Raw genomic sequence first — 25,563 nt, forward strand, 5'->3', positions numbered from 1 at the left:
CCCCCTTACCAGGCGAGTGAGCGGTCGACGGCGTGCAGCACCCGGTCCAGGTCGGGGAGGTAGTGCTCCTCGAGCTTGGCCGGCGGGTACGGCGTGTCGAACCCGGTCACCCGGAGGACGGGCGCTTCCAGCGAGTAGAAGCACTCCTGCTGGACGCGCGCGGCGATCTCCGACGTCAGCGACGACTCGGACGGCGCCTCCGACAGCGCGATCAGCCGGCCGGTCTTGCGCACCGACTCGAACACCGGGCCGAGGTCCAGCGGCGAGAGCGTGCGCAGGTCGATGACCTCGAGCGACTTGCCTTCGTCGGCCGCCGCGGCGGCCGCGTCGAGGGCGACCTTCACCGAAGGCCCGTACGCGACGACCGTCGCCGTCGTGCCTTCGCGGACGACCTGCGACGAGAACACCCGGGCCGGCGTGCCGTCGGTGTCGATCTCCGCCCGCAGCGCACCCGAGTGGTACAGCCGCTTCGGCTCGAAGAACAGGATCGGGTCGTCCGACTTGATCGCCTGCTGGATGCCCCAGTAGGCGTCGACGGCGTTCGAAATGGACACGACCTTGAGGCCCGGGATGTGCGCGAACAGCGACTCCGGCGACTCCGAGTGGTGCTCGACCGCGCCGATCCCGCCGCCGAAGGGCACCCGGATCACGACGGGCATCTTGACCTTGCCCTGCGTCCGGTAGTGCAGCTTCGCCAGCTGCGAGGAGATCTGGTCGAAGCCCGGGAAGATGAAGCCCTCGAACTGGATCTCGCAGACCGGCCGGAAGCCGCGCACGGCCAGGCCGACCGCGGTGCCGATGATCCCGGACTCCGCCAGCGGCGTGTCCAGCACCCGCTGCTCGCCGAAGTCCTTCTGCAGGCCGTCGGTGATCCGGAAGACGCCGCCGAGCTTGCCGACGTCCTCACCCATGATCAGGACCTTGGGGTCCTCCTCCATCGCGCGGCGCAGGCCGAGGTTGATCGCCTTGCCGATGGTGAGTTTCTGGAGGTCGGTCATCAGTGCTCACCCGCCGATGCGAAGCCGTCGAGGTAGGAGAGGAACTCTTCGCGCTGCGCGTCCAGCACCGGGTTGCCCTCGGCGTAGACGTTGCTGAAGATCCGGTCCGGCGGCGGCTCCGGCATGTTGAACGTGTACTCGCGCAGGTCGGCTGCGAAGGCGTCGGCCTCCTCCTGGACCTTGTCGAAGAACGTGTGGTCGGCGCCGCCCTTGCGGGCCAGGAACGCCCGGACGCGCTCGATCGGGTCCTTGAGCTTCCACTCTTCGAGCTCGTCGGAGAGCCGGTAGCGCGACGGGTCGTCGGTCGTCGTGTGCGCGTCCATCCGGTAGGTGAACGCCTCGATCAGCACCGGGCCGTTGCCATGGCGGCACTCGTCGAGCGCCCAGCGGGACACCGCGAGGCAGGCCAGGACGTCGTTGCCGTCGACGCGGATGCCGGGGAAGCCGTACCCGCGGGCGCGCTGGTAGAGCGGCAGGCGCGACTGGCGCTCGGTCGGCTCGGAGATCGCCCACTGGTTGTTCTGGCAGAAGAACACGAGCGGCGCGTCGTAGACGGCGGCCCAGACGAATCCTTCGTGGACGTCGCCCTGCGAGGTCGCGCCGTCACCGAAGTAGCAGATCGTGGCTTCGCCGTCGTCGTCGCCGACCTTGCCCTCGAACTTCTGGCCCATCGCGTAACCGGCGGCGTTGAGCACCTGGTTGCCGATCACGATGGTGTACGGGTGGAAACCCGTGCCCTGGTAGTCCCAGCCACTGTGGTCGGTGCACCGGAAGATGCCCAGCAGGTCCTTCATGTCGACCCCGCGCGCGTACGCGACGCCGTGCTCGCGGTAGCTGGGGAACGCCATGTCGTTCTTCTTGAGCGCGCGGCCGGAGCCGATCTGCGCGGCCTCCTGGCCGAGCAGCGGGACCCAGATGCCGAGCTGGCCCTGGCGCTGCATCGCGTTGGCCTCGCGGTCCGCGCGGCGGACGAGCACCATGTCGCGGTAGAGCTGGCGCAGGGCTTCGTCGTCGATGTCGTCGACGTACTTGTCGAACTGGGGCGACGGGACCCGTTCGCCTTCGGGGGTGAGCAGCTGAGTCAGCTCAGCGCCACCTTCGCTGGTCGCTCGCAATCCGGCGATCACCTGCTCGGGGGAAGGCTGAGCCGCTACGGCGGCCGGCCCGTCTCCAGGCTCCGGGTGCGTCCACTGTTCGGACGGCATGGGCGTTGCTCCTCGGTGTCGGTGCCTCTGGCGGCCGCTTGTGGCGACCACAGCGACTGCACCGGCGGGGACCAGCGCGTCGGGTCTCCGAAGCGCTCGGTCACCGTCGGCGTTGACGGTTCACGCCGACATCCTGGCACGAAGGCCCGGGCTTTGGTCAGGCGCGGTTGCTGATTTGTTGCTGAGAAAGGGGTTCTGAACAGGGAAAACGCTTGGAAGCCCGAGCATCGGACCTACGAGAGTAGGGCGCCGGTCCGCGCGCTCACCTGGAGTGGCCGCACGAGCACGCGGTCGTGCGCCCGTGTGATTACCTGCTCGGGGGACGTCGTTGTGACGTGCCGCACGGTGGGACGTGCGTGGCACGATGGCGGCGTGGAGCAGAAATCCGTTCGTGAATCCGTCGTGACGTCGTGGACCGACGACGTCATCCCGAGCCTGTCCGGGCTGGTGGCCATCCCCGCCTTGTCCCCGGCCTTCGACGCCGAGTGGGAGACGACCGGCCATTTGGCCGCCGCCGTCGACCACGTCCGCGAGTGGATCGCCGCGCGCGACCTGCCCGGGGCGACCCTGGACGTCGTGCGGCTCGAAGGCCGCACCCCCCTGCTGCTCGTCGACGTCCCGGCGACCCCGGGCGCGGCGGGCAAGGGCACCGTGCTGATGTACGGCCACCTCGACAAGCAGCCCCCGGTCGGCGGCTGGTCCGAGGGTCTCGGCCCGTGGACCCCGGTGATCCGCGACGGCCGCCTGTACGGGCGCGGGTCCGTCGACGACGGCTACTCCGGCTACGCGGCGACGACGGCGATCGAAGCCGTCCACGCGGCCGGCGGCGAGCACGCCCGGATCGTGGTGCTCCTGGAGACCGGCGAGGAGTCCGGCAGCCCCGACCTGCCCGCGTACGTCGAGCACCTGGCCGACCGGATCGGCGAGGTCTCGCTGGTGGTCTGCCTCGACGCCGGCGGCAGCGACTACGAGCGGTTGTGGCTGGTCACCAGCCTGCGCGGGATGCTGCACCTCGACGTCACGGTGCAGCTGCTGGACTCGGCGCAGCACTCGGGCATCGCGAGCGGTGTCGTCGCCAGCTCGTTCCGCGTGCTGCGGCGGCTGCTCGAGCGGCTCGAGGACAGCGCGACCGGCGAGCTGCTGCTCGACGAGCTGAAGGTCGACGTCCCGGCGAACCGGCTGGCCGAGCTCAAGGCCGTCTCGCAAGACTTCCCCGAGGCGTTGAAGACGGCGTTCCCGCTGGTCGAGGGCGGTCGCGTGGTCACCGAAGACGCGCTGGAGCTGATGCTCAACAACGCGTGGCGCCCGACGCTGTCGGTGATCGGCGCCGACGGCTTCCCGAAGCCCGCCGACGCCGGCAACGTGCTGCGCGAGAGCACGACGTTGACGCTGAGCTTCCGCCTCCCGCCGACGGCCGACGCCGCGAAGGGGCTCGAAGCCGTGAAGCAGGCTCTGACCACCGACGTCCCGTACGGCGCGAAGGTCACCTTCGGCCACAACCCGCAGGCGGAGGACGGCTGGAACGCGCCGACCGAGTCGCCGTGGCTGACGAACGCCCTGCGCACGGTCAGCGACGAGGTCTTCGGCCAGCCGCACCGCGCGACCGGCATGGGCGGGTCGATCCCGTTCATGGGCCTGCTCTCGCGCAAGTACCCGGAGGCGCAGTTCCTGGTCACCGGCGCGTGCGGGGCCGACTCGAACATCCACGTGCCGGACGAGTGGCTGCACCTGGACTACGCGCAGCGGGTCACCGAAGCGGTCGCCCACATCCTGGACGCCCACGCCCGCGGCTGACCAAAGCGCCACTTTCCCTACGAAAGTGATCCGGAGGCCACTCCTCCACGTCACTTTCGTAGGGAAAGTGCGGCTAGCGGCAGGCCTCCCGGAACGCTGAGGCGGCCGCGTCGAGGTACGCCGCGAACTCCTGGTCGCCGTCCGAGTCGATCCAGCGGTCGAAGGCGTCGCCGAGGATGATCGCCGCGGCCTGCGCCGCCGGTTTCGCCAGCTCGGGCGGGGTTCCCCGGCGCTCGAGGGAGTCCCGGATCGCGGCCGTGATCGCCGCGCCCTTGCTCCGCTCGCGTTCGCGGAGTTCGGCGCTCGACGCGATCACGGCCCTTCGTTCCGGCGACGGGTCGATGAGCCGCGTGACCTGCGTGCCGACCTCGACGAGCCCGCCGAGGGCCGTGCGAAGCGGCGACTCCGCCTCTTCGGCGGCCAGGACGGCTTCGGCGACCGCGGGCGGCATTTGCTCCGAGCCGGCGAAGAGGACTTCGCGCTTGTCGGGGAAGTAGCGGAAGTACGAGCGGCGGGTGATCCCGGCGCGCTCGGCGATCTGCGTCACGGTGACGGCGTCGTACCCGTGCTCGGCGAACAGCTCCAGCGCGGCTTTCCGCAGCCGGTCCGCGGTCCCGGGATCCCATCTGGCCACCGTCCCAGCCTACAAGCGATGTCTCACTGTGTCGTCACGTGCTAGCCTCAGTGATGACACACTGAGACGTCACTGGAGGTCGACATGGAGATCTGGGTACTCGGGGCGCTGGGCCGGACCGGCCGGGGCATCACCGCCGAACTGGCCGCGCGCGGACTGCCGGTCGTGCTGGTCGGACGCAATCGCGAGCGGCTGGCGGCGAGCGGCTCGAAGTTCGTCGTCGCCGACGGGGCCGAAGCCATCGCCGCGGAGATCCGGCGGCAGCGCCCGGCCGTCGTCGTCAACACCATCGGCGAGTACGCCGCCACGGCCGGGACGATCGCGCGGGCCTGCCTGCCCGGCGGCCACTACGTCGACCTGGCCGCGGACCTGGTCGCCGTCCCGCAGCTGCTCGACCTGCACGAAGAGGCCTTGGCGGGTGGCAGCACCTTCGTCACCGGCGCCGGGTTCGGCGTCCTGGCCACGGAAGCCGTCGTCGCGAAGCTCTGCGAAGGACGCCCGACGCCGAGTTCGGTACACGTCGACGCGGTCGCGTCGGTGGCCATGGAAGCGGGTGCCTTGGGGGGCGCGCTGGCCGCCAGCATCGTCGACGCCCTGACCACCGGCGGCCGCGAGTACCGGGACGGCCGCTTGGTCCCCTCGCGGCTCGGCGCGAACGCGCAGACTCTCACGTTCCCGGACGGCGAGACGGCGAAGTCGGCGAGCGTGCCCTCGGGTGAGCTGGTGGCGGCTCAGCGGGCGAGCGGCGCGCCGTCGGTCACGCTGACGTCCGGTCTCGCGCCCGCTTCGCCCGTGGTCCGGGTGGTGCTGCCCCTGCTCGGCCGGGTGCTGTCCCTCCCGGCGATGCGCCGGTTCGCGGTCCGGCAGCTGGCCGGGGTTCAGGGGAAGGCGACCCCGCGACCCCGCGCGCACTCCTGGGGCCACGCCGTCGTCACGTGGCCCGACGGCACGACGCGCGAAGGCTGGCTCCGCGCCGGCGAGGGCATGGACTTCACGACGGCGGTCGTGGCCGAGGTCGCGGCCCGGCTGGCCCACGGCGAGGGCAAGCCCGGCGCGCACACTCCGGCGTCGGCCCTCGGCGCGGACGTCGCCGAAGCGGCGGGCGGCACCTTCTTGCTGTGAGAGCTAAGCCAGCCGGGTCAGGTGGACCGAGACGTCCAAAGTGGACTGCCCGCCACCCGTGAAGATCCCCTTCAACGGCGCCACGTCGGCGTAGTCCCGGCCCATCGCCACCCACACGTGCCGGGGCCCGACCGGGATCGCGTTCGTCGGGTCGTACGCCCACCACCCGCCGGTCCAGACGTCGACCCAGGCGTGCGACTCGCCCTCCACGACCTCGCCGAGCTTCCCGTCCGGCTTCGTGTGCAGGTACCCCGACACGTACCGGGCCGGGACGCCGATCGCGCGCAGCATCACCAGTGTCACGTGCGCGAAGTCCTGGCAGACGCCTTCGCGCGCCTGCCACGCGTCCGTCGCCGTCGAGTGGACGCCGGTCGTGCCGGGCTGGTACTTCAGCTGCTTGTTCACCCACTCGCAGACCGCCAGCACCGACTCGGCCGGGTCGAGGCCGGTCCGCAGCGCACGGGCCTCGCGCGCCAAGGTGGCGTCGCGCGGGGTGTAGTCGGTCGGGGTCAGGTACTCCGTGCGGTGGTCGACGACCGTGTCGCTGCGGAGGTCCTTCCACGACGCCGTGCGGATCGGCTCGGCTTCGTCCGCCGTCTCCACCACCGACGTCGCCAGCACGGTGAACTCCGTGTGCGGCGCGTGCAGGTCGAACGAGGTGACGACCGTGCCCCAGTAGTCCGTGTACCGGTAGGCGCGGGTCGCCGGCGTCGTTTCGATGCGCGTCGCGACCGTCGTCTGGCGGCGGTCCGAACGCGGGGTGAGCCGCGCCTCGTTGTACGACTGGGTCGCCGGCGTCGCGTACCGGTACCCCGTCCGGTGCGCCACCCGCAGCTGCCACGTCACAGCGAAACCTCCGCGCCGCTCCACGCCACCCACGGCGACGTGCTGAAGTACTGCAACGAAACCGCTTCCCCGATCTCCTTGATCGAGGTCTGCAGCGCGCCGAGCCGGCGCGGCAGGTCGGTCAGCAGGTCCGCCGGGCGCAGGAACTCGAGCTCGCTGCGGGCCCGGCCGAGCTCCCGCAGCGCGTCGGACTTCTCGTTCGTGCGCGCGCCGCCGCCCGGGTCGAGCCGCTGCAGGCAGTCCTCCGCCTGGCGCAGCGCGTGGAACACCGAGCGCGGGAACAGCGTGTCCCGCAACAGGAACTGCACGACGCGTCCGGCATCCAGCGCGCCGCGGTACGTCCGCAGGTACGTGTCCTGCGCGCCGGCCGAGCGCAGCACCGTGATCCACCCCGGCGAGGACGCGCGGTCCGCGACCCGCGACAGCAGCAGCCGGACCACCATGTCGGCGCGTTCGATCGAGCGGCCGAGAACCATGAACAGCCAGCCGTCGTCCCGGCTCATCGTCGAGTCGGCGAGGCCGGCGAACATCGCCGCGCGTTCCTCGATGAACGACAGGAACGCGTGCGGCCCGGCGCGCCGGGCGTAGCGCTGGCGGTCCGGCACCGCGTTCCACGTCGCGTTCAGGCATTCCCACAGCTCGGTGGGGACGACTTCGCGCGCGCCCCGCGTGTTCTCGCGCGCCGAGTTGATCGAGCCGACGATCGACGCCGGGTTGTCCTTCGCGTACGCCACCAGCTCGGTCAGCTTCCAGACGTCGAGGGCGTCCCCGTCGGGGGTGTCGATGCCCAGGACGGCCAGCAGCTGACGGCTCGCGTGGTCCGGGTCGACCGTCGCGTCCTCCAGCAGCTGGTGGACCGAGACGTTGAGGATCCGGGAGGTGTCGTCGGCGCGTTCGACGTACCGGCCGATCCAGTAGAGCGACTCCGCGTTGCGTGCCAGCATCCGGACCCCCTAGCTCTGTTGCTGTTGCTGCTGCTGGGACGAGGTCAGCTCGGGTCCCTGCTCGGCGACCAGCCCGTCCACAGTGGACATCGCGCCGAGGGCGGGCTGTTCGAGCTCGCGCTCGGCGGTCGACGCCCGGGATGTCAGCACCCACGTGTCCTTCGAGCCACCGCCCTGCGACGAGTTGACGACCAGGCTGCCCTCCGGCAGCGCCACCCGCGTCAACCCGCCGGGCAGGACGAAGATGTCCTTGCCGTCGTTGACGGCGAACGGCCGCAGGTCGACGTGCCGCGGCGCCAGCCGGTCCTCGACCTTGGCCGGCACGGTCGAGAGCTGGACCACCGGCTGCGCGATCCAGCCGCGCCGGTTCGCGCGCACCTTCCGCCGCAGGGTCGCCAGCTCCGCCGCGGTCGCCTCGGGCCCGAAGACGATCCCGTAGCCGCCGGAGCCTTCGACCGGCTTGACGACCAGCTCGTCGAGGTGCGCCATGACGTGGTCGAACTCGTCCGGCAGCCAGCACCGGAACGTGTCCACGTTGGGCAGCAGCGGCTTCTCGTTGAGGTAGTACTTCACCATCTCGGGCACGTAGGTGTAGACGAGCTTGTCGTCGCCGACGCCGTTGCCGACCGCGTTCGCGACGACGACGTTGCCCGCGCGCGCCGCGTTGAGGACGCCGGCGATGCCGAGCACCGAGTCCGGCCGGTAGTGCACCGGATCGAGGAACTCGTCGTCGATGCGCCGGTAGATGACGTCGACCTGGCGCTCGCCCTCGGTCGTCCGCAGGTAGACGACGTTGTCGCGGCAGAACATGTCGCGGCCTTCGACCAGCTCGACGCCCATCAGCCGGGCCAGCAGCGAGTGCTCGAAGTACGCCGAGTTGTGGACACCGGGCGTGAGCACGACGACCATCGGGTCGGCGACGTTCGCCGCGGACGCCGCGCGCAGCGCCCGGAGCAGGTGGGACGCGTAGTCCCCGACCGGCCGGACGCGGTGCTGGGCGAACAGGTCCGGGAAGACCCGCGCCATCGTCCGCCGGTTCTCCATCACGTACGACACCCCGGACGGGTTGCGGAGGTTGTCCTCCAGTACCCGGAACGTGCCCTCCTCGTCGCGCACCAGGTCCACTCCGGACACGTGGATGCGCACGCCGTTCGGCGGGTTGATGCCGAACGCCTCCCGCTGGAAGTGCTCGCACGAGGTGATCAGCCGCCGCGGCAGGACGCCCTCGCGCAGGATCTGGCGGTCGCCGTAGATGTCGGCGAGGAACGCCTCGAGCGCGCGGACGCGCTGGGCGACGCCCCGCTCGATCTTCGCCCACTCGGCCGCCTGGATCACCCGCGGCACCAGGTCCAGCGGGAACGGCCGCTCCTGTCCGGACAGGGAGAACGTGATGCCCTGGTCGACCATCGCCCGGTCCAGCGCGAGCGACCGCGAGTTGAGGTCGTGGGCGTCGAGCGCCGCGATCGACTCGTACAGCGCGCGGTACGGACCGCGGACCGTGCCGTCGGCGGCGAACATCTCGTCGTAGGCGCCGGCGTGCGGCCGGTCCGGGGAGAGGTAGCCGTCGAACCGGGCCCCCGGCCGGGTGATCCGCCGGGTCGTCGCCTTCCTCGCGCGCCGACCGGACGGGGGCAGCCGAGGCGGGGTCGCGTTCATGAACGACATCCTCACCCACGTGCGCACCCGCGCGCGACACTCTGACGCTGGTGGGCTGGGTGCGAAACGTCGCTGTAACTCGACAGTGCTGTGCTTTGGTATGGATGAGTGGCAATATGCGTGCTCTCACGAACTGAGAACTACGAGGAGTGACGACGTGGCCCGAGGACCCCAACTCAAGGCGCTCGCCCTGTTGCCGGCATTCGCCCTGGTCGGATTGACCGTGGCCTGTGGCGCAGGAGGCAGCGGTGCCGGAGACGTCGGCTTGAGCAGTTCCGCTCCGGCGGGGACTGGATCGGGTGACGCGGGCACGGTCGCGAAGGACGACGCGCTCGCCGCGCTGGTGCCCGCCGACGTCAAGACCGACGGCAAGATCGTGGTCGGCCAGGACCAGAGCTACCCGCCGAACGAGTTCGTCGACGGTGGCAAGGCGACCGGCTTCGACGTCGACCTCGGCACCGCGATCGGCCAGGTGCTCGGCGTGCAGATGGAGTTCCAGAACTCCTCGTTCGACGGCATCATCCCCGGCATCGCCGCCAAGAAGTACGAGCTGGGCATGTCGTCGTTCAGCATCAACGCCGAGCGGCTGCAGTCGGTCGACATGATCTCCTACTACAGCGCGGGCACGTCGCTGGCCGTGCTGAAGGGCAACCCCGACGGCCTGAAGGTCGACGACCTCTGCGGCAAGAAGATCGCCGTGCAAAAGGGCACCACCCAGGTCGAGGACCTCGACAAGAAGACCGCCGCCTGCACCGGCGCGGGCAAGCCCGCCATCGAGGTCACGCAGCTGCAAGCCCAGACCGACGTCAACCTCGCCCTCACCGCCAAGCGCGTGCAGGGCGAGCTGGCCGACTCCCCGGTCATCGACTACGCGGTCAAGCAGACCAACGGCCAGCTCGAGTCGGTCGGCGCGCCCTACGACACGGTGCCCTACGGCATCGTGCTGCCGAAGAACAGCGGCGACTACGGCAAGGCCGTGCAGGGCGCGATCCAGAAGCTGATCGACAGCGGCGCGTACAAGAAGATCCTGGACAAGTGGGGCCTGAACGCGACCGGCGCGGTCACCAAGTCGGAGATCAACCCGGCTTCCTGAACTAAGGATTGAGTTCGTGAGTTCCTCCGAAGCGCCTCCCGCCGAGGCGCCGATCGACGCCGAGCCCATCAAGGCCATCCCGGTGCGCCACTACGGGCGCTGGGTGGCCGGCGTGATCATCCTGTTCGTGGCGTTCATCGTGGTGCGCAGCGTGATCACGAACGACGCCCTGCAGTGGCCGGTCGTCGGGGACTACCTCTTCGACGACCGGATCCTGCGCGGCCTGCAGAACACCCTGATCCTCACCGTGATCTCGATGCTCATCGGGATCCTCGGCGGGATCCTGCTGGCTGTGATGCGCCTGTCGCCCAACCCGCTGACCTCGGGCGCGGCCGGTATCTACATCTGGCTGTTCCGCGGCACCCCGCTGATCACGCAGCTGATCATCTGGAACTTCCTCGCGCTGGCCTACCCGCGCCTGGGCCTGGGGATCCCGTTCGGGCCGGAGTTCGTCAGCTGGGACACCAACCAGCTGATCACGCAGTTCACCGCGTCGCTGCTCGGCCTCGGCCTCAACGAAGCCGCCTACATGGCCGAAATCGTCCGCGGTGGCATCCAGTCGGTCGACGACGGCCAGCTGGAAGCCTCCAGCGCGCTCGGCATGAGCCGCACGAAGACGCTGCGGCGGATCATCCTCCCGCAGGCCATGCGGGTGATCATCCCCCCGACCGGCAACGAGACGATCTCCATGCTGAAGACCACGTCACTGGTCGTGGTCATCGGGTACTTCGAGCTGATGGTGGCGGCGCAGACCATCTACTCGCAGAACTACAAGACCGTGCCGCTGCTCATCACCGCGGCGGCCTGGTACCTGTTCATGACCTCGGTGCTGACGTTGATCCAGATGCAGATTGAGAAGCGGTTCTCCCGCGGCACGTCGCGTGGCGAGGCGAACAAGACCAAGTGGGCGGGCCGGATGCTGGGCTTCCGGTTCGGCTCCGGGGCCAGTGGCGGAGGGGGGAAGGCCTGATGACTCCGGTCGTTTCCGCGCAGAAGATCTGCAAGAGCTTCGGCAGCGTCGACGTCCTCAAGGGCATCGACCTCGAGGTGCACGAGCGGGAGGTGCTCTGCCTGATCGGGCCGTCCGGCTCGGGCAAGTCGACGCTCCTGCGCTGCATCAACCACCTCGAAAAGATCGACGCCGGCCGGCTCTACGTCGACGGCGTGCTCGTCGGCTACAAGCAGCGCGGCGACAAGCTGCACGAGCTGCCCGAGAAAGAGGTCGCGTTCCAGCGCAAGGACATCGGCATGGTGTTCCAGCGCTTCAACCTCTTCCCGCACATGACCGCGCTGGAAAACGTCATGGAGGCCCCGATCCAGGTCCGCCGCGAGCCGAAGGCCCAGGTGCGGGAACGCGCGCTGGAGCTGCTGGACCGCGTCGGCCTCGGGGACAAGGCGAAGAACTACCCGGCGCAGCTGTCGGGTGGGCAGCAGCAGCGTGTCGCGATCGCGCGGGCGTTGGCGATGAAGCCGAAGCTGATGCTGTTCGACGAGCCGACGTCCGCGCTGGACCCGGAGCTCGTCGGGGACGTGCTGGGCGTGATGAAGCAGCTCGCCAAGGACGGCATGACCATGGTCGTCGTCACCCACGAGATGCAGTTCGCGCGTGAGGTGGCGGACAAGGTCCTGTTCATGGACGGCGGCGTCGTCGTCGAAGAGGGCCCGCCCGACCAGGTCATCGGGAGCCCGCGCGAGGAACGGACGAAGTCCTTCCTGGCCCGGGTCCTGAACCCGAACGACTGAGGTGAATTAGGCCGTGGGCCTGCGAAACGCCTGCGAATATCGTTCGCTTTCGTTACTTTGAAGGAGGGTGAGGGAGGGGGCGGCTCGTGACGACCGAAAACACGCTGCCTCCTCTCGACCCGTTCGCGGGCGTCCCCGACCGCCGCTACGAGGTCAAGGCCTCCGACCTGCTCAAACCCGGCAACGGCGGGCTGCTGCGCTGGCGGCGGCAGGCCACCAACGCGCCGATCGTCTACGTCGAGGACGCCTACATCACCGGCACGCTCGACCTGCGCGCCGCGGACCTCAAGTACCTCTTCCGGTTCGAGCGCTGCCGCTTCGAGCAGCCGCCGGACGTGCGCGAGGCGCACCTGCTCGGCCTGGTCTTCCGCAAGTGCTGGCTGCCCGGGCTCAAGGCCCGCAACCTGCGCAGCCGCAACGACGTCCGGCTGATCCGCAGCGTCGTGCAGGTCGACGGCGCCGACCGCGAGATCGAGGAGACCACCGTCCAGCGCGGGGACGACCGCGAACGCGGGATGCCGAACGCCGCGGTCAACCTGACCGACGCCGTGATCGAGGGGTCGCTCGTGCTGACCCGCACGGTGATCGCCCACCCGCACGGCAAGGCGATCCACGCCGACCGGCTCGTGCTGAACGGCGCGCTGCTGGCCTACCGGATGGTCGCGAACGGCGAAGTCCGGCTCCCGGGCCTGCGGACCGGCGGTAACGTCAACTTCTCCGGCGCCACGCTGAACAACCCGGACGGCTTCGCGCTCAACGGCAACGGCCTGCACATCGGCGGCAGCCTGCTCTGCGAGGTCGACAACTACGGGCCCGCCAGCCAGCGGAAACGCTTCTCCGCCACCGGGATCATGTACCTGCCGAGCGCCACCGTGGACAGCGACATCGTGCTGCGCGAGGCCAAGCTGACGGTGTCCCAGCAGGGGCCGATCGCCATCGACGCGTGGAAGTCCAACGACCCGTACATCGACCCGCGGCCGGCGCTGGTCGCCGACCGGATGCGCGTCGACGGGAACGTCGAGCTGTCGGACGGCTTGCAGGCGCTGGGCACGCTGCGCATGGTCAACGCCCGGATCGGCGGCTCGCTGCGGCTGGCCGGCGCCGAGATCCGGGTCGAGCGCGGCAAGTCGCAGCCGTACTACGACCGCGCGCTGCACCTGGACGGCACCGAGATCGGCGGCGACATCGAGGCCACGAGCCTGCGCGTGCCGACCGGGCAGCTGCGACTGGCCGACGTCACCGTCGGCGGCAACTTCCTGGCCTGGAACTCGATGTTCCGCCACCCGGGCCGGGACGTGTTCTCCGCGCGCCGGGCGAAGATCGCGGGCAACTTCCAGCTCACGGACGCGACGATCCACGGCACGCTGCGGCTGCAGGGCGTCGAGGTCGGCGGCTCGATCAACCTGGCCGGCACGCGGTTGACGGAGCCGGGCCTGCGCTCGACCAGCAGTTTCTCGCTCGACGTCCGCACCGGCCGGATCGGCCGCGACCTGACGCTGCGGGACAACAACGGCCGCCCGTTCGTCGCGGAGGGCGGCGTCAACCTCGACGGCGCCCAGGTCGCCCGCCGGGTGGATCTGCGCGGGTCCGAGCTGGGTTCGCTGTCCCCGTTCCTGGTGGCGCTCGACGCGGGCGACGTCGCGGCGGACGAGTTCACGCTGACGCCGAACCTCCCCCCGACCGGCCGGGTGGTGCTGCGCCGCGCGCACTGCGGGACGCTGACCGACAACGAGGCGTTCTGGGCCGCGTCCGGCGGCATCGAGCTGGAGGACTTCCGCTACGACGCCCTGGGCAAGAGCATCCCGCTCGCCGACGACCAGGCGCTGGACCACCGCATCGAGCTGCTGAGCAAGGCCATGCGCGGCTACCGGCCGGGCCCGTACGACCAGCTCGCGCACATGCTCCGCGCGGCGGGGAACGAAGAGCACGCGTCGACGGTGGCGCTGCGCAAGCAGCAGTTCCGCTACGAGGCGCTGGCCGGCGGCTTCAAGTTCTTCGGGCCGGGGGTGCGGCTGTGGAGCTGGCTGCAGCGGTCGATGGTCGGCTACGGCTACCGCCCGGTGCGCGCGCTGGGCTGGCTGCTGACGCTGCTCGTGCTGGGCAGCCTGTGGTTCGGCTTGGGCACGGACGACTGCATCACCTGGAAGACGGACGAGACGCACCAGATCATCGCCAACGGCCCGCGGTGCGTGGTGAACCAGCAGGACACGGGCCTGCAGTGGAACCCGGTGATCTACACGGCGGACCTGCTGGTCCCGATCGTGGACTTCGGCAACAAGTCGCGCTGGTACATGCACGGCACGGACAACTGGGTGGCGGCGGGCTTCACGGCTTCGGGGTGGATCCTGGCGACCACGGTCGCGGCGGGAGTCAGCCGGATGCTGCGGCGGGAGAACTGACGTCTCGCGGCTTATCCGGCTTTCTAGCGAAAACCCGATAAAGGTGCAGAGACGGTTAGTCGATGAAGCGGGACCAGAAGTCGATGTACCTCGGGCCGTCCGGCGGGGCGGTGCTGATGCCGCCGGTCGAGAACTCGCGGTTCAGGTAATCCCGCAGGTCACAGCCGTACACGATGATGTCCGTCTGGTACACCGACAGCACCGGGTAGCCCGTCGCGTCCGCGAAGCCCGGTAGGTACCGGTGCCCGCACACCGGCACCAGCTGCGGGACGCCGGCCAGGCGCCGGCGGGCTTCGCGGACCGCGTCCTCCGGGCCGACCGGGCGCGTGCCCCACTCCGGCAGCCAGAAGCCGTTGTGCTCGACGTCGTACAGCACGCCGTCGACCGGCCAGGCCAGCCGTTTGCGCAGCTGCTCGGCGTTGCCGCAGCGCCAGTCCGGCCAGCGGTCGCCGATCGGGACGCCGGCGGACAGGAACGTGCGGTGGTCCGCGGCGAAGCGAAAACCGAACCGGCGCTCGACGTCGTCGAGCTCGGGTCCGGTCAGCCCGGGACGCACCGGTTCCCGGAGGTTCTCCTGCAGGTGCCGTGCCTCCTCGAAGGTGAGGGCGCCGGCCGGCTGGACGGGGGTCATGTCCCGAGCCTAAGCGGCGGCTCACCCCGCCGCGCGTCCTTTTCCGCCGTTTTGGCGGGGACCCCCCATGGGGTGAGTTTGTTCTCTCATCGGCTGAACTCCGGAACAGAGCGTGAACAGTTGTAGTTCACTCTTGCCGTGACTTCACCCCGACCGCAGGCCCGCGTCCGCGCCCCCGAGGTGCGCGGCGACGTCTGGCTGAACACCGGCGGCCGCCCGCTGACCCTCGCCGAGCTGCGCGGACGCATCGTCCTGCTGGACTTCTGGACCAGCGGCTGCATCAACTGCCTCCACGTGCTCGACGAACTGCGTCCGCTCGAAGCCCAGTTCGCGGACGTGCTCGTCACGATCGGCGTCCACTCGCCCAAGTTTCTGCACGAGGGCGAGCGCGCGTCGATCGAAGCCGCGGTCCGGCGCTACGAGGTGCACCACCCGGTGGTCAACGACCCGAAGATGGAGCTGTGGTCGCAGTACGCGGTCCGCGCGTGGCCGACGCTGGCGGTCGTCGACCCCGAGGGGTACGTCGTGCACGTCGCAGCGGGCGAAGGGCACGCGGAGGCGCTTCGCCGCGTCATCGCGGACCTCGTCGCGAAGCACGAAGCGAAGGGGACGCTTCGCCGCGGCGGCAGCCCGTACGTCCCGGTCGAGGAGCAGGCCGGCGAGCTGCGGTTCCCGAGCAAGGCCGTCGCCACGGCCGAAGGGCGCGTCCTCGTCGCGGACACCGGGCACCACTCCGTCGTCGAGTTCGCGTCGGACGGCGAGACGGTCATCCGGCGCTTCGGCAGCGGAGAGCGCGGTGGCCAGGACGGGCCGTTCGACATCGCGACCTTCACCGAACCGTCGGGCATCGCGCTGCTGCCCTACGACGTCGCCGAGCGTGCCGGGTACCACGCCGTCGTCGCCGACACGGCCGGTCACCGGCTGCGCGGCCTCGACCTGATCACCGGCGAGGTGACCACGGTCGCCGGCACCGGCGCGCAGTGGCGCACCGGACCGGACTCCGGCAAGGGCGTCGAGGTCGACCTCACGAGCCCGTGGGACGTCGCCTGGTACGGCCCGGCCGGCGGGATCGTCGTCGCGATGGCGGGCAACCACACGCTGAGCGTGTTCGACCCGATTTCCGGCACCATCCGCCGCTTCGCGGGCACGACCGTCGAAGGCCTCCGAGACGGCGACGTGAGCGAAGCGTTCTTCGCGCAGACGTCGGGCCTCGCCGCGGACGGCGACAAGCTGTGGCTCGCCGACGCGGAGACGTCGGCGCTGCGCTGGATCGAGCCCGACGGCGAGTCGTTCACCGTGCACACGGCGATCGGCGTCGACCTCTTCTCCTTCGGCCACACCGACGGCCCGGCCGACCAGGCGCTGCTGCAGCACCCGCTCGGCCTCGCCGTGTTGCCCGGCGACAAGATCGCGATCGCCGACACCTACAACGGCGCCGTGCGCCGCTTCGACGTCTTCACGCGCCAAGTGACCACGATCGCCACCGGGCTTTCGGAGCCGCAGGGCCTGCTGCTGCACGAAGGCGAGCTGCTGGTCGTCGAGTCGGCGGGCAACCGGATCGGCCCGCTGCCCGCGAGCGAGCCGACGCTCGTCGCGGGGGACGCCCACGCGGTCCGCCGGCCGCCGACCGTGCTCGCCCCGGGCGAGATCGACTTTTCGGTGGTCTTCACGGCGCCGCCGGGCGAGAAGCTCGACGACCGCTTCGGCCCGTCGACGCGCCTGGAGATCAGCGCGTCGCCGCCCTCGTTGCTGGCCGACGGTGTCGGCACCGGCACCGATCTGACGCGCAAGATCCGGCTCGCCGAGGGGGTCACCGAGGGTGTGCTGCAGGTGGTCGCGCAGGCCGCGAGCTGCGACGACGGAGGTGAGCACCCCGCGTGCCGGATCACCCGGCAGGACTGGGGCGTGCCGGTGCGGCTGCGGGCGGACGGGGCGCGCGAGCTGAGCCTGGTCATGGCGGGGGAACCCGCCGAGTAGCATGCGAACCGTGTCTGACGGGGCGAAACTCGAGATCCAGATGCTGCACGACCGCGTACTCGTGCGGCTTTCCCCGGACGAGGGCGAGCGCCGCAGCAGCGGCGGCATCGTGATCCCGGCGACGGCGCAGGTCGCGCGCCGGCTCGCCTGGGGTGATGTACTGGGCGTCGGCAACAGTGTGCGGAACGTCAAGACGGGCGACCGCGTGCTCTTCAACCCGGAGGACCAGCTCGAGGTCGAGATCCGCGGCGAGGGGCACCTGGTGATGCGCGAACGCGACATCCACGCGGTGGCGACCGAGCGCACCGAGCACGGGACGGGGCTCTACCTCTAGGGCGGGGGCGTGGCAGACGACGAGGCGCGCGAGCGTGCCGAGGTGCGGGAGCTCGAGCCCGTGACCCCGGAGTGGCCTGCGGAAGACGAGCCCGCCGGTGTGGCCGCGCCCGCCGAGTTCGCGGCCGCGGAGTGGCCTGCTGCGATCGAACCCGCTGTGGAGCCGGAGCCGGAGCCGGCCGAGCTTGCGCTCGCCGAGTCGTCTCCCGCGGCCGATCCACTCGAGTCGCGTGCGGCCGCCGAGCCCGCCGAGTTTGCGACCGCGGAGTGGCCTGCCGCGGCTGAACCCGCTGTGGCGCCGGAGCCGGCCGAGCTTGCGCTCGCCGAGTCGCCAGTCGCGGCCGGTCCACCCGAGTCGCGTGTAGCCGCCGAGCCCGCCGACGAGGCCGCGCCCGCCGAGTCGTCTACCACTGTGGAGCCTGCCGAGCTTGCGACCGCGGAGTGGCCTGTTGCGGCTGAACCCGCTGTGGCGCCGGAGCCGGCCGAGCTTGCGCTCGCCGAGTCGCCAGTCGCGGCGGAGTCCGCTGCGGTGCCCGTCGAGCCTGAGCCCGCAGAGCCATCCGCCGTGGGCGAACCCGAACTCGCGGTGGCCGGTCCGCCCGCGGCGATCGACCCTGCCGCTGCGCCCGCCGGCACCACCGACCTCTTCGCCGACGACCTGCTCGGCGAACTCCTCGAAACCCCCGCTCCGCCCCCGGTCCCGGACACTCCCGCGCGGAAGCTCCGGACCGGCCTGGCCCGCACCATGATGTCCATCGGGATCGCGCTCGGGCTCTTCGTCATCCTCTACGCCATCGACCTCATCTCCAGCGCCGGCGATGTGCCGCGGGGCGTGACCGTCGCCGGGATCGATGTCGGCGGCCTGACCCATGCCGAAGCGGAAGCCAAGCTGCGCCAGGAACTCGAGCCGCGGCTGATCCGGCCCGTCGTCATCCACGGGGGTGATGTCCAGGCCGAGCTCGTGCCTTCGCGGTCCGGGCTCGGGCTCGACTGGCCGAACACCCTCGGGCTCGCCGGGCACCAGCCGCTGAGCCCGATCACGCGGGTCATGTCCTTCTTCAGCAGCCGCGAGGTCGGCGTCGCGACCCAGACCGATCCGAACCAGATCGGCCAGGCCGTGCGCGAACTCGCCGAGCGCAGGCTCGACCACCCGGCCACCGAAGGCTCGGTCGGGTTCATGGCGGTCCAGGGCAGCGACGGCAGTGTCACCCCCTATCCGATCCTGCCGCGGCAGGGCCAGCAGCTGACCGACCTCGCCGGCGCCGTGCACGCCGTCACCGACCACTGGCTCGACCCCGGCGGCGTCAAGCTCGGCATGGCGATCACGCCCGTGAAGGCGACCGCGGCCGGAGTGCAGGCCGCCTACCAGCAGATCGTCGTGCCCGCCGTCGCGAAGCCGGTCGTGGTGCACGGCCAGGGCAAGGACGTTCCGCTCACGCCCGCCACGATCGCGTCCTCGTTCCAGTTCGCGGCGGTCGAGGGCGGGGCCGTCGAGGTCCGCATCGACCAGGGCAAGCTGCAGGCCGCCCTGAAGGACGGGCTCGCGAGCACCGAGACCGACGGCAAGGACGCCCAGATCGTCTTCACCGGCGACCAACCGGCCGTCGACCCGTCCGAGGACGCCCGGAAGATCAACTGGGAGAAGACCTTCCTGCCGCTCATCGACGTGCTCAAGAAGACCGGCGGCCGGGACCTGCCCGTCGTCTACAGCGCGTCGAAGCCCGGCGTGACCACCGATGCCGCCGGCGCGCTCGGCATCAAGGAGGTCGTCGGCGAGTTCACCACCGGCGGCCTGGCCGGCCCGGCCGCGACGAACAACCGCACGCTCGCCGCCCGCGTGTCCGGCACGATCGTCAAGCCCGGCGAGACGTTCAGCCTCGGCGCCCGCTCCGGCCCGCGCACCGCCGACAACGGCTACGTGCCCGCCCCGGCCGATGAAGACGGCACCGGCGCGATCGTCGTCGCCGGTGGCGTCTCGCAGCTCGCGTCCACTTTGTACAACGCGGGCTACCTCGCCGGCCTGACCGACGGTGGCCACCTCGAGCACGACCACTACCTCGACCGCTATCCCGCCGGCCGCGACGCCAAGGCCGTCAACGCCGACGGCAGCCCCGTCGAGCTCAAGCTGACCAACGACTCGCCGACCGGGATCGCCATTCAGGCCACGGTTTCCGGCGACTCCGTGACGGTCCGCATCTGGGGCACCCGCCACTACCGCGTCGAGGGCCAGACCGGCGCCCAGACGCCCGGCGACCCGCCACCGGTCCAGTTCGGCGGCGGCAGCACCGGCAGCCCTTGCCAGCCGTCGATCGGCACGCCCGGCTTCAGCGTCACCGACACCCGCGTGCTCTACGACGTCGCGAGCGGTGCCGAAGTCCGCCGGACGTCGCACACCGCGACCTACGGCCCGCGCCCGACCATCCTCTGTTGAGTTGTCAGCGAAGGACCATGCACCCCGCCTCCTCGAAGTCGCGCAGCCACGCCGGCTCCCGGAAGTGCTTGTTCCACCGCAGATCCAGCTTGTCCAGTTTGGACAGCCGGGCGAGCGAGGGAGGAAGGGAGACCAGCAGGTTCTCCCGCAGGTCGAGCTGACGCAGCTCGCTCAGCGACCCGATCGACTCCGGCAGCGCCGTCAACCGGTTGCCCCGCAGGTGCAGCTCCCGCAACGCACCGAGCGTGCCGATCGACTCCGGCAGCGCGGTCAACGCGTTGCGGTACAACCGGAGTTCCCGCAGCGAAGAGAACCCGGACAGATCAGCCGGCAACGCGGTGAGCCGGTTGTCCGTGCACCCCAGGTACTTCAGCGCACCCAGGCGGCACCACGCCGACGGGAACGCCGTCAGCCGGTTGTCGCTGACGTACAGGTACTCGGTGAGCCCGGCCAGCTCACCCAGCTCGTCCGGCAGCGAGCCGAACCGGTTGTGCGCCAGATCGAGCGTGTGCACCGACTTCAGCGCCGAGATGCCCGGTGGCAGCGAGGAAAGCCGGTTCACCGCGAGGTTGAGCACCTCCAGCTCGGTCTGCTCCCACAGCGAAGCGGGCACCGACGAGAGCTCGTTCGCGTAGAGGTCCAGCCGGGTGAGACCGGGCGGCAACACCGGGAACTCGGTCAGCCCCCGGCTGCTCAGGTCGAGTGACGTCATGACGACCTCCGCGTCGCGGGCAGCAACGCCCAAGTGGCGGCATCGTCCGGAGTGGACACCTGGACGCGCAGGCCCGGCACCTCCGACACCGCCAGCTCGGTCAGCCGGAAGGTCATCCGCCCCGCCCGCGGGTGGTGCAGCCGCCGCAGCCGCGCCCGCGGTTCGGCCACCTCGTGCCGCTCCCACAGCTCGACGAACTCGGGACTCAGTGCCGACAGCCGCCGGATGTCCTCTTCCCAGCCCGGATCCCCGACGTGCCTGCCGTACTCGGCCCGCATCCGCGCGACCATGTGCGGCACCTCCTCGTCGTAGTTGAGCAGGAACGCCCGCGCGTTCGGCTCGGTCACGCAGCACCACAGCAGGTTCTTGTGCAGGCACGGCATGCTGTGCCACTCCCAGAACAGCTCCTCCTGCGCCGCGTTCGACGCCAGCACGTCGAACCGGCCGTTGACCACCGTGGCGGGCACCGGATCCAGCGCGCGCAGCACCTCGCGCACCGCCTCCGGCACCACTTCGGCCGACGGCGGCAGCCGCGACGGGGTCAGCTCCGCCAGCCGGTACAGGTGCTCCCGCTCCGGGTGGTCCATCCGCAGCGTGCGCGCCACCGCGTCGAGCACCTGCGCGCTCGCGTTGATCGGCCGCCCCTGCTCCAGCCACGTGTACCAGGTGACGCCGACGCCGGCGAGCAGCGCCACCTCCTCGCGGCGCAACCCGCTGAGCCGACGGCGCGGGCCGGGCGCGAGCCCGACCTCCTCCGGGCCGATCCGCGCCCGGCACGCCTTGAGGAACCCGCCGAGTTCCTCTCGGCGGCCCGCTCGAACCTGTGTCCGGGTCATGCGGACATGGTGCCGGAGGGGTACGACAGTTTCAGAAGGTTCAGCAGGCGAAGCAGGTGCTGGGAGTACCAGCATCCCCAGGCTCTCTCCGCGGGCGAGCCACGAGGCCCAAGGTCAGCGGCATGACACTGACCACTCCTGCCCCGGCCTCGGACCGGGCCGCCCGGCCGGACCGGCGGCCGTGGTTCATGCTGGCCGTCCTGCTGCTCGGCCAGTTCATGGCGCTGCTCGACGTCACCGTCGTGAACGTCGCCATGACCGACATCCGCACCGACCTGAACGCGTCCGGCGCCGCACTGCAGCTGGTCGTTTCCGGCTACACCGTGGGCTACGCGATGCTGCTGATCACCGGCGCCCGGCTGGGTGAGCTGTTCGGCCGGCGCCGGCTGTTCGTCACCGGCGTCATCACCTTCACCGTGTGCTCGGCGCTCTGCGGCCTGGCGCCGGACGCACCCGTCCTCGTCGTCGCGCGGATCGCCCAGGGCGCCGGGGCCGCGTTGATGATGCCGCAGGTCATCAGCGTCATCCAGGCGCAGTTCACCGGGGCCGCGCGGGCGAAAGCGCTCAGCGCGTACACCGCGGTCATCTCCGTCGCGTTCGTGGCGGGTCAGGTGCTCGGCGGCGTCCTCGTCGGCGCGGACCTGTTCGGGGCGGGCTGGCGGCCGGTCTTCCTGGTGAACGTCCCGATCGGCGTCCTCGTGGCCGTGCTCGCCGTCAAGCTGGTGCGCGGCGGTGCCGCGAAGGCGGGCCGGCGGCTCGACCTCGCCGGACTCGCGATCGCCGTGCCGGCGGTGGTGCTCGTCGTGCTGCCGCTGGTCCTCGGGCACGAAACCGGCTGGCCCGGGTGGGCGTTCGGCTCGATCGCCCTCGGCGCGCTGCTGGCCGCGCTCTTCGTCGTCGTGGAACGCCGCGTGCGCGATCCGCTCGTCGACCTCGCCGTGCTCAAGATCCGTGGGGTCGCGCCAGGCCTGGCCACGCTCGGGGCCGGAGTCGCGTCCTACGGCGGATTCCTCTTCTGCGTGGCACTGCACCTGCAGTCGGGCCTCGGCAAGACGGCGCTGGCCGCCGGCTTGGCGATGGCGCCGGGCGGGGTCGTCTTCGGCCTGTGCGGGTTCTTCTGGAACAGGCTGCCGCGGCGGGTGCACGCTTGGCTGACCCCGTGCGGTTACATCGGATCCGCGATCGCCTACGTGCTGCTCGGGCTGGGCCGGGACGGCGGCACGCTCTTCTTCGTGGCCCTGCTGCTCTTCGGCGTGTCGATGGGACCCGCGTTCGGCTCCCTGATGGTGAACGCGCTGACGCACGTCCCGCTCGAGCGCGCGGCGGACGTCAGCGGCCTGCTGACCACCACGTTGCAGCTGGGCCAGGTCATCGGCGTGGCCACGTTCGGCAGCCTGTTCCTGACCCTCGCCGCGACGTCGTCCGCGCACGCCCTCACCACGACGATGGCCTGCGCCGCCGCGCTGCTGCTCGCCGGCGCAGGCCTGGCCGTCAGGCGGTAGTGCGGCTGCCGCCCTTGACCTTGGCGTAGATCGCCGAGGCCGCGATGACCCCGACGACGGCGGCGACGATCTGGAAGATGTGCCGGATCCAGTCGATGCCGGCGGTGTCCTTGACGCCGAACACGCCGGCGAGCCAGTTGCCGATGAACGCGGCCACGATGCCGACGACGATGGTCAGCCAGATCGGGATCTTCTGGTCGCCCGGCGCGAACAGCCGGCCGAGCACGCCCAGGATCAGGCCCACGATGATCGTCGAGATGATGCCCCAAAGTCCGCCGAGCACGGCTGCCTCCTCGGATAGCGCGATAAGCGCCACGGTGGCACCGATCCCGGCGCATCGCCCGCGCAGACCCCCGATGGAGTGACCACGAAAAAGATCCGGCCCGGCTCGCCCGCGAGGGCGAACCGGGCCGGATCGGCCTGGGAAGGGGCTACCTCGTCACGCCTCGGCGTCCGTAGGCGGCGGCGGCGATGCTCACCCCGATCGCGGCCAGGACGACCTGCGTCAGGATTTCCAGCCAGTCGATGCCGTTCGTGTCGGCGTAGCCGAGCCCGCGGGCGATCGCCGTGCCGATGAAGGCGGCGATGATACCGATCAGGATGGTCAGCCAGATCGGGATGCCCTGCTTGCCGGGCGCGACCAGCCGGCCCAGAACACCGATGATCAGCCCGACGATGATGGCGCTGACGATGCCGGCGACAGTCATCACTTTCTCCTCTCAAGGATCCGCGGACCCGGCCACTCGGGTCCGTCGGACTCGGTGAGCGGAGTGCCCGCGCCGTCCGGCCCTGAAACACGAAAAGGGCCCTCCTCACGCGAGGAGGGCCCTTTCGTGACCAATCAGAAGGCGGCTTCGTCGAGCTCCATCAGCGCGTTGTCGGCGGCCTCGACGATGGCGCGGCGGGCGGTCAGCTCCGGCAGCACCTGCTTCGAGAAGAACGAGGCCACGGCGATCTTGCCCTCGTAGAACGGGACGTCCTTGGCGGACGCGCCCGCGTCGAGCTTCGCGATGGCGACCTCGGCGTGCTTGAGCAGCTGCCAGCCGATGAGCAGGTCGCCGACCGACATCAGCAGGCGGACCGTGTGCTGGCCGACCTTGTTGATGTTCTGCGGGTCTTCCTGCGACGCGGTCAGGTAGCCGATCAGCGAGCCCAGCATGCCCTGGGTGTCCTCGAGGGCCTGCTTGAGCAGCCCGCGCTCGTTCTTGAGCCGGCCGTTGCCCGCCTCGGACTCGATGAACTTGGTGATCTCACCGGCGACGAAGGCCAGCGACTGACCCTTGTCGCGGACGATCTTCCGGAAGAAGAAGTCCAGCGACTGGATGGCCGTGGTGCCCTCGTAGAGCGAGTCGATCTTGGCGTCGCGGATGTACTGCTCGATCGGGTAGTCCTGCAGGAAGCCGGACCCGCCCAGCGTCTGCAGCGACTGCACGAGCTGCTCGGTGGCGCGCTCGGAGCCGACACCCTTGACGATCGGCAGCAGCAGGTCGTTGACGCCGTGCGCGACCTTCTGGTCACCCTCGCCGGTCCACAGCTGGTCCTGGAACGACGCCGTGTACAGGTAGACCGCACGGAGGCCCTCGGCGTACGCCTTCTGGAGCATCAGCGAGCGGCGGACGTCGGGGTGGTGCGTGATGGTGACGCGCGGGGCGGCCTTGTTCAGCATGTTCGGCAGGTCGGCACCCTGGACGCGCTCCTTGGCGTACTCGAGCGCGTTGAGGTAACCGGTCGACAGCGTCGCGATGGCCTTGGTGCCGACCATCATCCGGGCGTACTCGATGACCTGGAACATCTGCGCGATGCCGTCGTGGACCTCGCCGAGCAGCCAGCCCTTGGCCGGGGTGCCGTGCTGGCCGAAGGTCAGCTCGCACGTCGTCGAGGCCTTGATGCCCATTTTGTGCTCGACGTTCGTGACGAAGGCGCCGTTGCGCTCGCCCAGCTCACCGGTCTTCGAGTCGAAGTGGAACTTCGGCACGAGGAACAGCGACAGGCCCTTGGTGCCCGGCTTGGTCTCGATGCCGGGACCCTCGGGGCGCGCCAGCACGAGGTGCATGATGTTTTCGCTCATGTCGTGCTCGGCCGAGGTGATGAACCGCTTCACGCCGTCGATGTGCCAGGAGCCGTCCTCCTGCTTGGTGGCCTTGGTGCGGCCCGCGCCGACGTCGGAGCCGGCGTCCGGCTCGGTCAGCACCATCGTGGCGCCCCAGGCCCGGTCGATCATGAGCTGGGCCCAGTGCTTCTGCTCTTCGGTGCCGTTCTTGTTCACGATCATGGCGAAGTTCGGGCCCGCCAGGTACATGAACAGCGGGGCGTTCGCGCCGAGGATGAGCTCGGACGCGGCCCACTGCACGGTCGGGGGCAGGCCGAAGCCGCCGAGGTCGTTGGTGAGGCCGAGCCGCCACCATTCGCCGTCGAGGAGCTGCTTGTAGCTCTTCTTGAACGACTCGGGGATCTTCACACTGAAGGTCTTCGGGTCGTACACGGGCGGGTTGCGGTCGGCGTCGGCGAAGGACTCGGCGAGCGGCCCGGTCGCGAGCTTGTTCAGCTCGGACAGCACCCCGCGGGCGGTCTCCTCGTCGGACTCGGCGAGCACACCCTTGCCCAGGCGTTCCTGGACGCCGAGCACCTCGAAGAGGTTGAACTCCAGGTCTCGGACGTTGCTCTTGTAGTGGCCCATGTCGTCACTCCAATGTGTTCGGCTCCCCGG

The 25,563-nt window shown here is 70.5% G+C and carries 22 protein-coding genes; 10 read left to right on the forward strand and 12 right to left on the reverse strand.

Features of this window, described 5'->3' with window-relative positions:
* Window positions 1-5 precede the first annotated feature (5 nt).
* Together AB0M83_RS00665 and pdhA are read right to left on the reverse strand one after the other, a co-directional pair.
* A complete protein-coding gene (locus tag AB0M83_RS00665) occupies window positions 6-998 on the reverse strand; it encodes an alpha-ketoacid dehydrogenase subunit beta (RefSeq protein WP_364510314.1) in 993 nt (330 codons plus the stop codon).
* Window positions 998-2,203 carry a pyruvate dehydrogenase (acetyl-transferring) E1 component subunit alpha gene (gene pdhA, locus AB0M83_RS00670; RefSeq protein ID WP_364510317.1) on the reverse strand — a complete coding sequence of 402 codons (1,206 nt, stop codon included), beginning with the start codon at window positions 2,201-2,203 and terminating at the stop codon, window positions 998-1,000. Before pdhA ends, AB0M83_RS00665 begins: the two co-directional genes overlap by 1 nt.
* 372 nt (window positions 2,204-2,575) lie before the next feature.
* Here pdhA and AB0M83_RS00675 point away from each other — a divergent pair, with 372 nt between their 5' ends.
* Window positions 2,576-3,997 carry a M20/M25/M40 family metallo-hydrolase gene (locus AB0M83_RS00675; protein WP_364510320.1) on the forward strand — a complete coding sequence of 474 codons (1,422 nt, stop codon included), beginning with the start codon at window positions 2,576-2,578 and terminating at the stop codon, window positions 3,995-3,997.
* 73 nt (window positions 3,998-4,070) lie between these two features.
* Here AB0M83_RS00675 and AB0M83_RS00680 read toward each other — a convergent pair whose 3' ends face one another.
* Complete coding sequence (locus AB0M83_RS00680) at window positions 4,071-4,631, reverse strand: helix-turn-helix domain-containing protein (RefSeq protein ID WP_364510322.1); 561 nt, start codon at window positions 4,629-4,631, stop codon at window positions 4,071-4,073.
* 84 nt (window positions 4,632-4,715) lie between these two features.
* Between AB0M83_RS00680 and AB0M83_RS00685 the strand changes: the two genes are divergently transcribed.
* The gene (locus tag AB0M83_RS00685) at window positions 4,716-5,753 is read left to right on the forward strand and encodes a hypothetical protein (RefSeq protein WP_364510325.1); all 1,038 of its coding nucleotides are present in this window, start codon (window positions 4,716-4,718) and stop codon (window positions 5,751-5,753) included.
* Window positions 5,754-5,756: 3 nt separating this feature from the next.
* On the opposite strand, the gene AB0M83_RS00690 is transcribed toward AB0M83_RS00685, so the two are convergent.
* The 3 genes from AB0M83_RS00690 to AB0M83_RS00700 are packed head-to-tail and all read right to left on the reverse strand — an operon-like array spanning window position 5,757 to window position 9,208.
* Complete coding sequence (locus tag AB0M83_RS00690; RefSeq protein ID WP_364510327.1) at window positions 5,757-6,599, reverse strand: transglutaminase family protein; 843 nt, start codon at window positions 6,597-6,599, stop codon at window positions 5,757-5,759.
* Window positions 6,596-7,543, reverse strand: a complete 948-nt coding sequence (locus tag AB0M83_RS00695) for an alpha-E domain-containing protein (protein ID WP_364510330.1) — start codon at window positions 7,541-7,543, stop codon at window positions 6,596-6,598. The genes AB0M83_RS00690 and AB0M83_RS00695 overlap by 4 nt, the downstream gene beginning before the upstream one ends.
* A gap of 9 nt (window positions 7,544-7,552) precedes the next feature.
* A complete protein-coding gene (locus AB0M83_RS00700) occupies window positions 7,553-9,208 on the reverse strand; it encodes a circularly permuted type 2 ATP-grasp protein (RefSeq protein WP_364510332.1) in 1,656 nt (551 codons plus the stop codon).
* Between the two features lie 181 nt (window positions 9,209-9,389).
* On the opposite strand from AB0M83_RS00700, the gene AB0M83_RS00705 reads away from it, so the two are divergent.
* The 4 genes from AB0M83_RS00705 (at window position 9,390) to AB0M83_RS00720 (ending at window position 14,434) form a co-directional block, all read left to right on the forward strand.
* Window positions 9,390-10,292 carry an ABC transporter substrate-binding protein gene (locus AB0M83_RS00705; RefSeq protein WP_364510815.1) on the forward strand — a complete coding sequence of 301 codons (903 nt, stop codon included), beginning with the start codon at window positions 9,390-9,392 and terminating at the stop codon, window positions 10,290-10,292.
* A 16-nt stretch (window positions 10,293-10,308) separates the two neighbouring features.
* Window positions 10,309-11,262 carry an amino acid ABC transporter permease gene (locus tag AB0M83_RS00710; protein ID WP_364510335.1) on the forward strand — a complete coding sequence of 318 codons (954 nt, stop codon included), beginning with the start codon at window positions 10,309-10,311 and terminating at the stop codon, window positions 11,260-11,262.
* The gene (locus AB0M83_RS00715; protein ID WP_364510338.1) at window positions 11,262-12,035 is read left to right on the forward strand and encodes an amino acid ABC transporter ATP-binding protein; all 774 of its coding nucleotides are present in this window, start codon (window positions 11,262-11,264) and stop codon (window positions 12,033-12,035) included. The genes AB0M83_RS00710 and AB0M83_RS00715 overlap by 1 nt, the downstream gene beginning before the upstream one ends.
* 86 nt (window positions 12,036-12,121) lie before the next feature.
* Window positions 12,122-14,434 carry an oxidoreductase gene (locus AB0M83_RS00720; RefSeq protein ID WP_364510341.1) on the forward strand — a complete coding sequence of 771 codons (2,313 nt, stop codon included), beginning with the start codon at window positions 12,122-12,124 and terminating at the stop codon, window positions 14,432-14,434.
* Window positions 14,435-14,489: 55 nt separating this feature from the next.
* Here the strand turns inward: AB0M83_RS00720 and AB0M83_RS00725 are convergent, their stop codons facing one another.
* Complete coding sequence (locus AB0M83_RS00725; protein WP_364510344.1) at window positions 14,490-15,065, reverse strand: hypothetical protein; 576 nt, start codon at window positions 15,063-15,065, stop codon at window positions 14,490-14,492.
* 138 nt (window positions 15,066-15,203) lie between these two features.
* On the opposite strand from AB0M83_RS00725, the gene AB0M83_RS00730 reads away from it, so the two are divergent.
* From AB0M83_RS00730 to AB0M83_RS00740, 3 genes are all read left to right on the forward strand, one after another.
* Complete coding sequence (locus AB0M83_RS00730; RefSeq protein ID WP_364510346.1) at window positions 15,204-17,042, forward strand: NHL domain-containing thioredoxin family protein; 1,839 nt, start codon at window positions 15,204-15,206, stop codon at window positions 17,040-17,042.
* Window position 17,043: 1 nt separating this feature from the next.
* The gene (locus AB0M83_RS00735) at window positions 17,044-17,376 is read left to right on the forward strand and encodes a co-chaperone GroES (RefSeq protein WP_364510349.1); all 333 of its coding nucleotides are present in this window, start codon (window positions 17,044-17,046) and stop codon (window positions 17,374-17,376) included.
* Window positions 17,377-17,841: 465 nt separating this feature from the next.
* The gene (locus tag AB0M83_RS00740) at window positions 17,842-19,806 is read left to right on the forward strand and encodes a VanW family protein (protein ID WP_364510818.1); all 1,965 of its coding nucleotides are present in this window, start codon (window positions 17,842-17,844) and stop codon (window positions 19,804-19,806) included.
* Window positions 19,807-19,810: 4 nt separating this feature from the next.
* Here the strand turns inward: AB0M83_RS00740 and AB0M83_RS00745 are convergent, their stop codons facing one another.
* Complete coding sequence (locus AB0M83_RS00745; RefSeq protein WP_364510352.1) at window positions 19,811-20,518, reverse strand: leucine-rich repeat domain-containing protein; 708 nt, start codon at window positions 20,516-20,518, stop codon at window positions 19,811-19,813.
* On the reverse strand, window positions 20,515-21,354 hold the full coding sequence (locus tag AB0M83_RS00750; protein WP_364510355.1) for a helix-turn-helix transcriptional regulator: 840 nt from the start codon (window positions 21,352-21,354) through the stop codon (window positions 20,515-20,517). Before AB0M83_RS00750 ends, AB0M83_RS00745 begins: the two co-directional genes overlap by 4 nt.
* A 122-nt stretch (window positions 21,355-21,476) precedes the next feature.
* Between AB0M83_RS00750 and AB0M83_RS00755 the strand changes: the two genes are divergently transcribed.
* Entirely contained in the window at window positions 21,477-22,856 is a 1,380-nt protein-coding gene (locus tag AB0M83_RS00755) for an MFS transporter (protein WP_364510358.1), read from the forward strand.
* Here AB0M83_RS00755 and AB0M83_RS00760 read toward each other — a convergent pair.
* The 3 genes from AB0M83_RS00760 to AB0M83_RS00770 all read right to left on the reverse strand — a co-directional run bounded on the left by AB0M83_RS00760 (window position 22,846) and on the right by AB0M83_RS00770 (window position 25,533).
* Window positions 22,846-23,139 carry a GlsB/YeaQ/YmgE family stress response membrane protein gene (locus AB0M83_RS00760; RefSeq protein ID WP_364510361.1) on the reverse strand — a complete coding sequence of 98 codons (294 nt, stop codon included), beginning with the start codon at window positions 23,137-23,139 and terminating at the stop codon, window positions 22,846-22,848. The two genes, AB0M83_RS00755 and AB0M83_RS00760, sit on opposite strands and share 11 nt — an antisense overlap.
* A 148-nt stretch (window positions 23,140-23,287) precedes the next feature.
* Window positions 23,288-23,563 carry a GlsB/YeaQ/YmgE family stress response membrane protein gene (locus tag AB0M83_RS00765; protein ID WP_364510364.1) on the reverse strand — a complete coding sequence of 92 codons (276 nt, stop codon included), beginning with the start codon at window positions 23,561-23,563 and terminating at the stop codon, window positions 23,288-23,290.
* 134 nt (window positions 23,564-23,697) lie between these two features.
* On the reverse strand, window positions 23,698-25,533 hold the full coding sequence (locus AB0M83_RS00770) for an acyl-CoA dehydrogenase (protein ID WP_364510367.1): 1,836 nt from the start codon (window positions 25,531-25,533) through the stop codon (window positions 23,698-23,700).
* Window positions 25,534-25,563: the final 30 nt, after the last annotated feature.

Source organism: Amycolatopsis sp. NPDC051106 (genome assembly GCF_040682775.1).
Lineage (GTDB): Bacteria > Actinomycetota > Actinomycetes > Mycobacteriales > Pseudonocardiaceae > Amycolatopsis.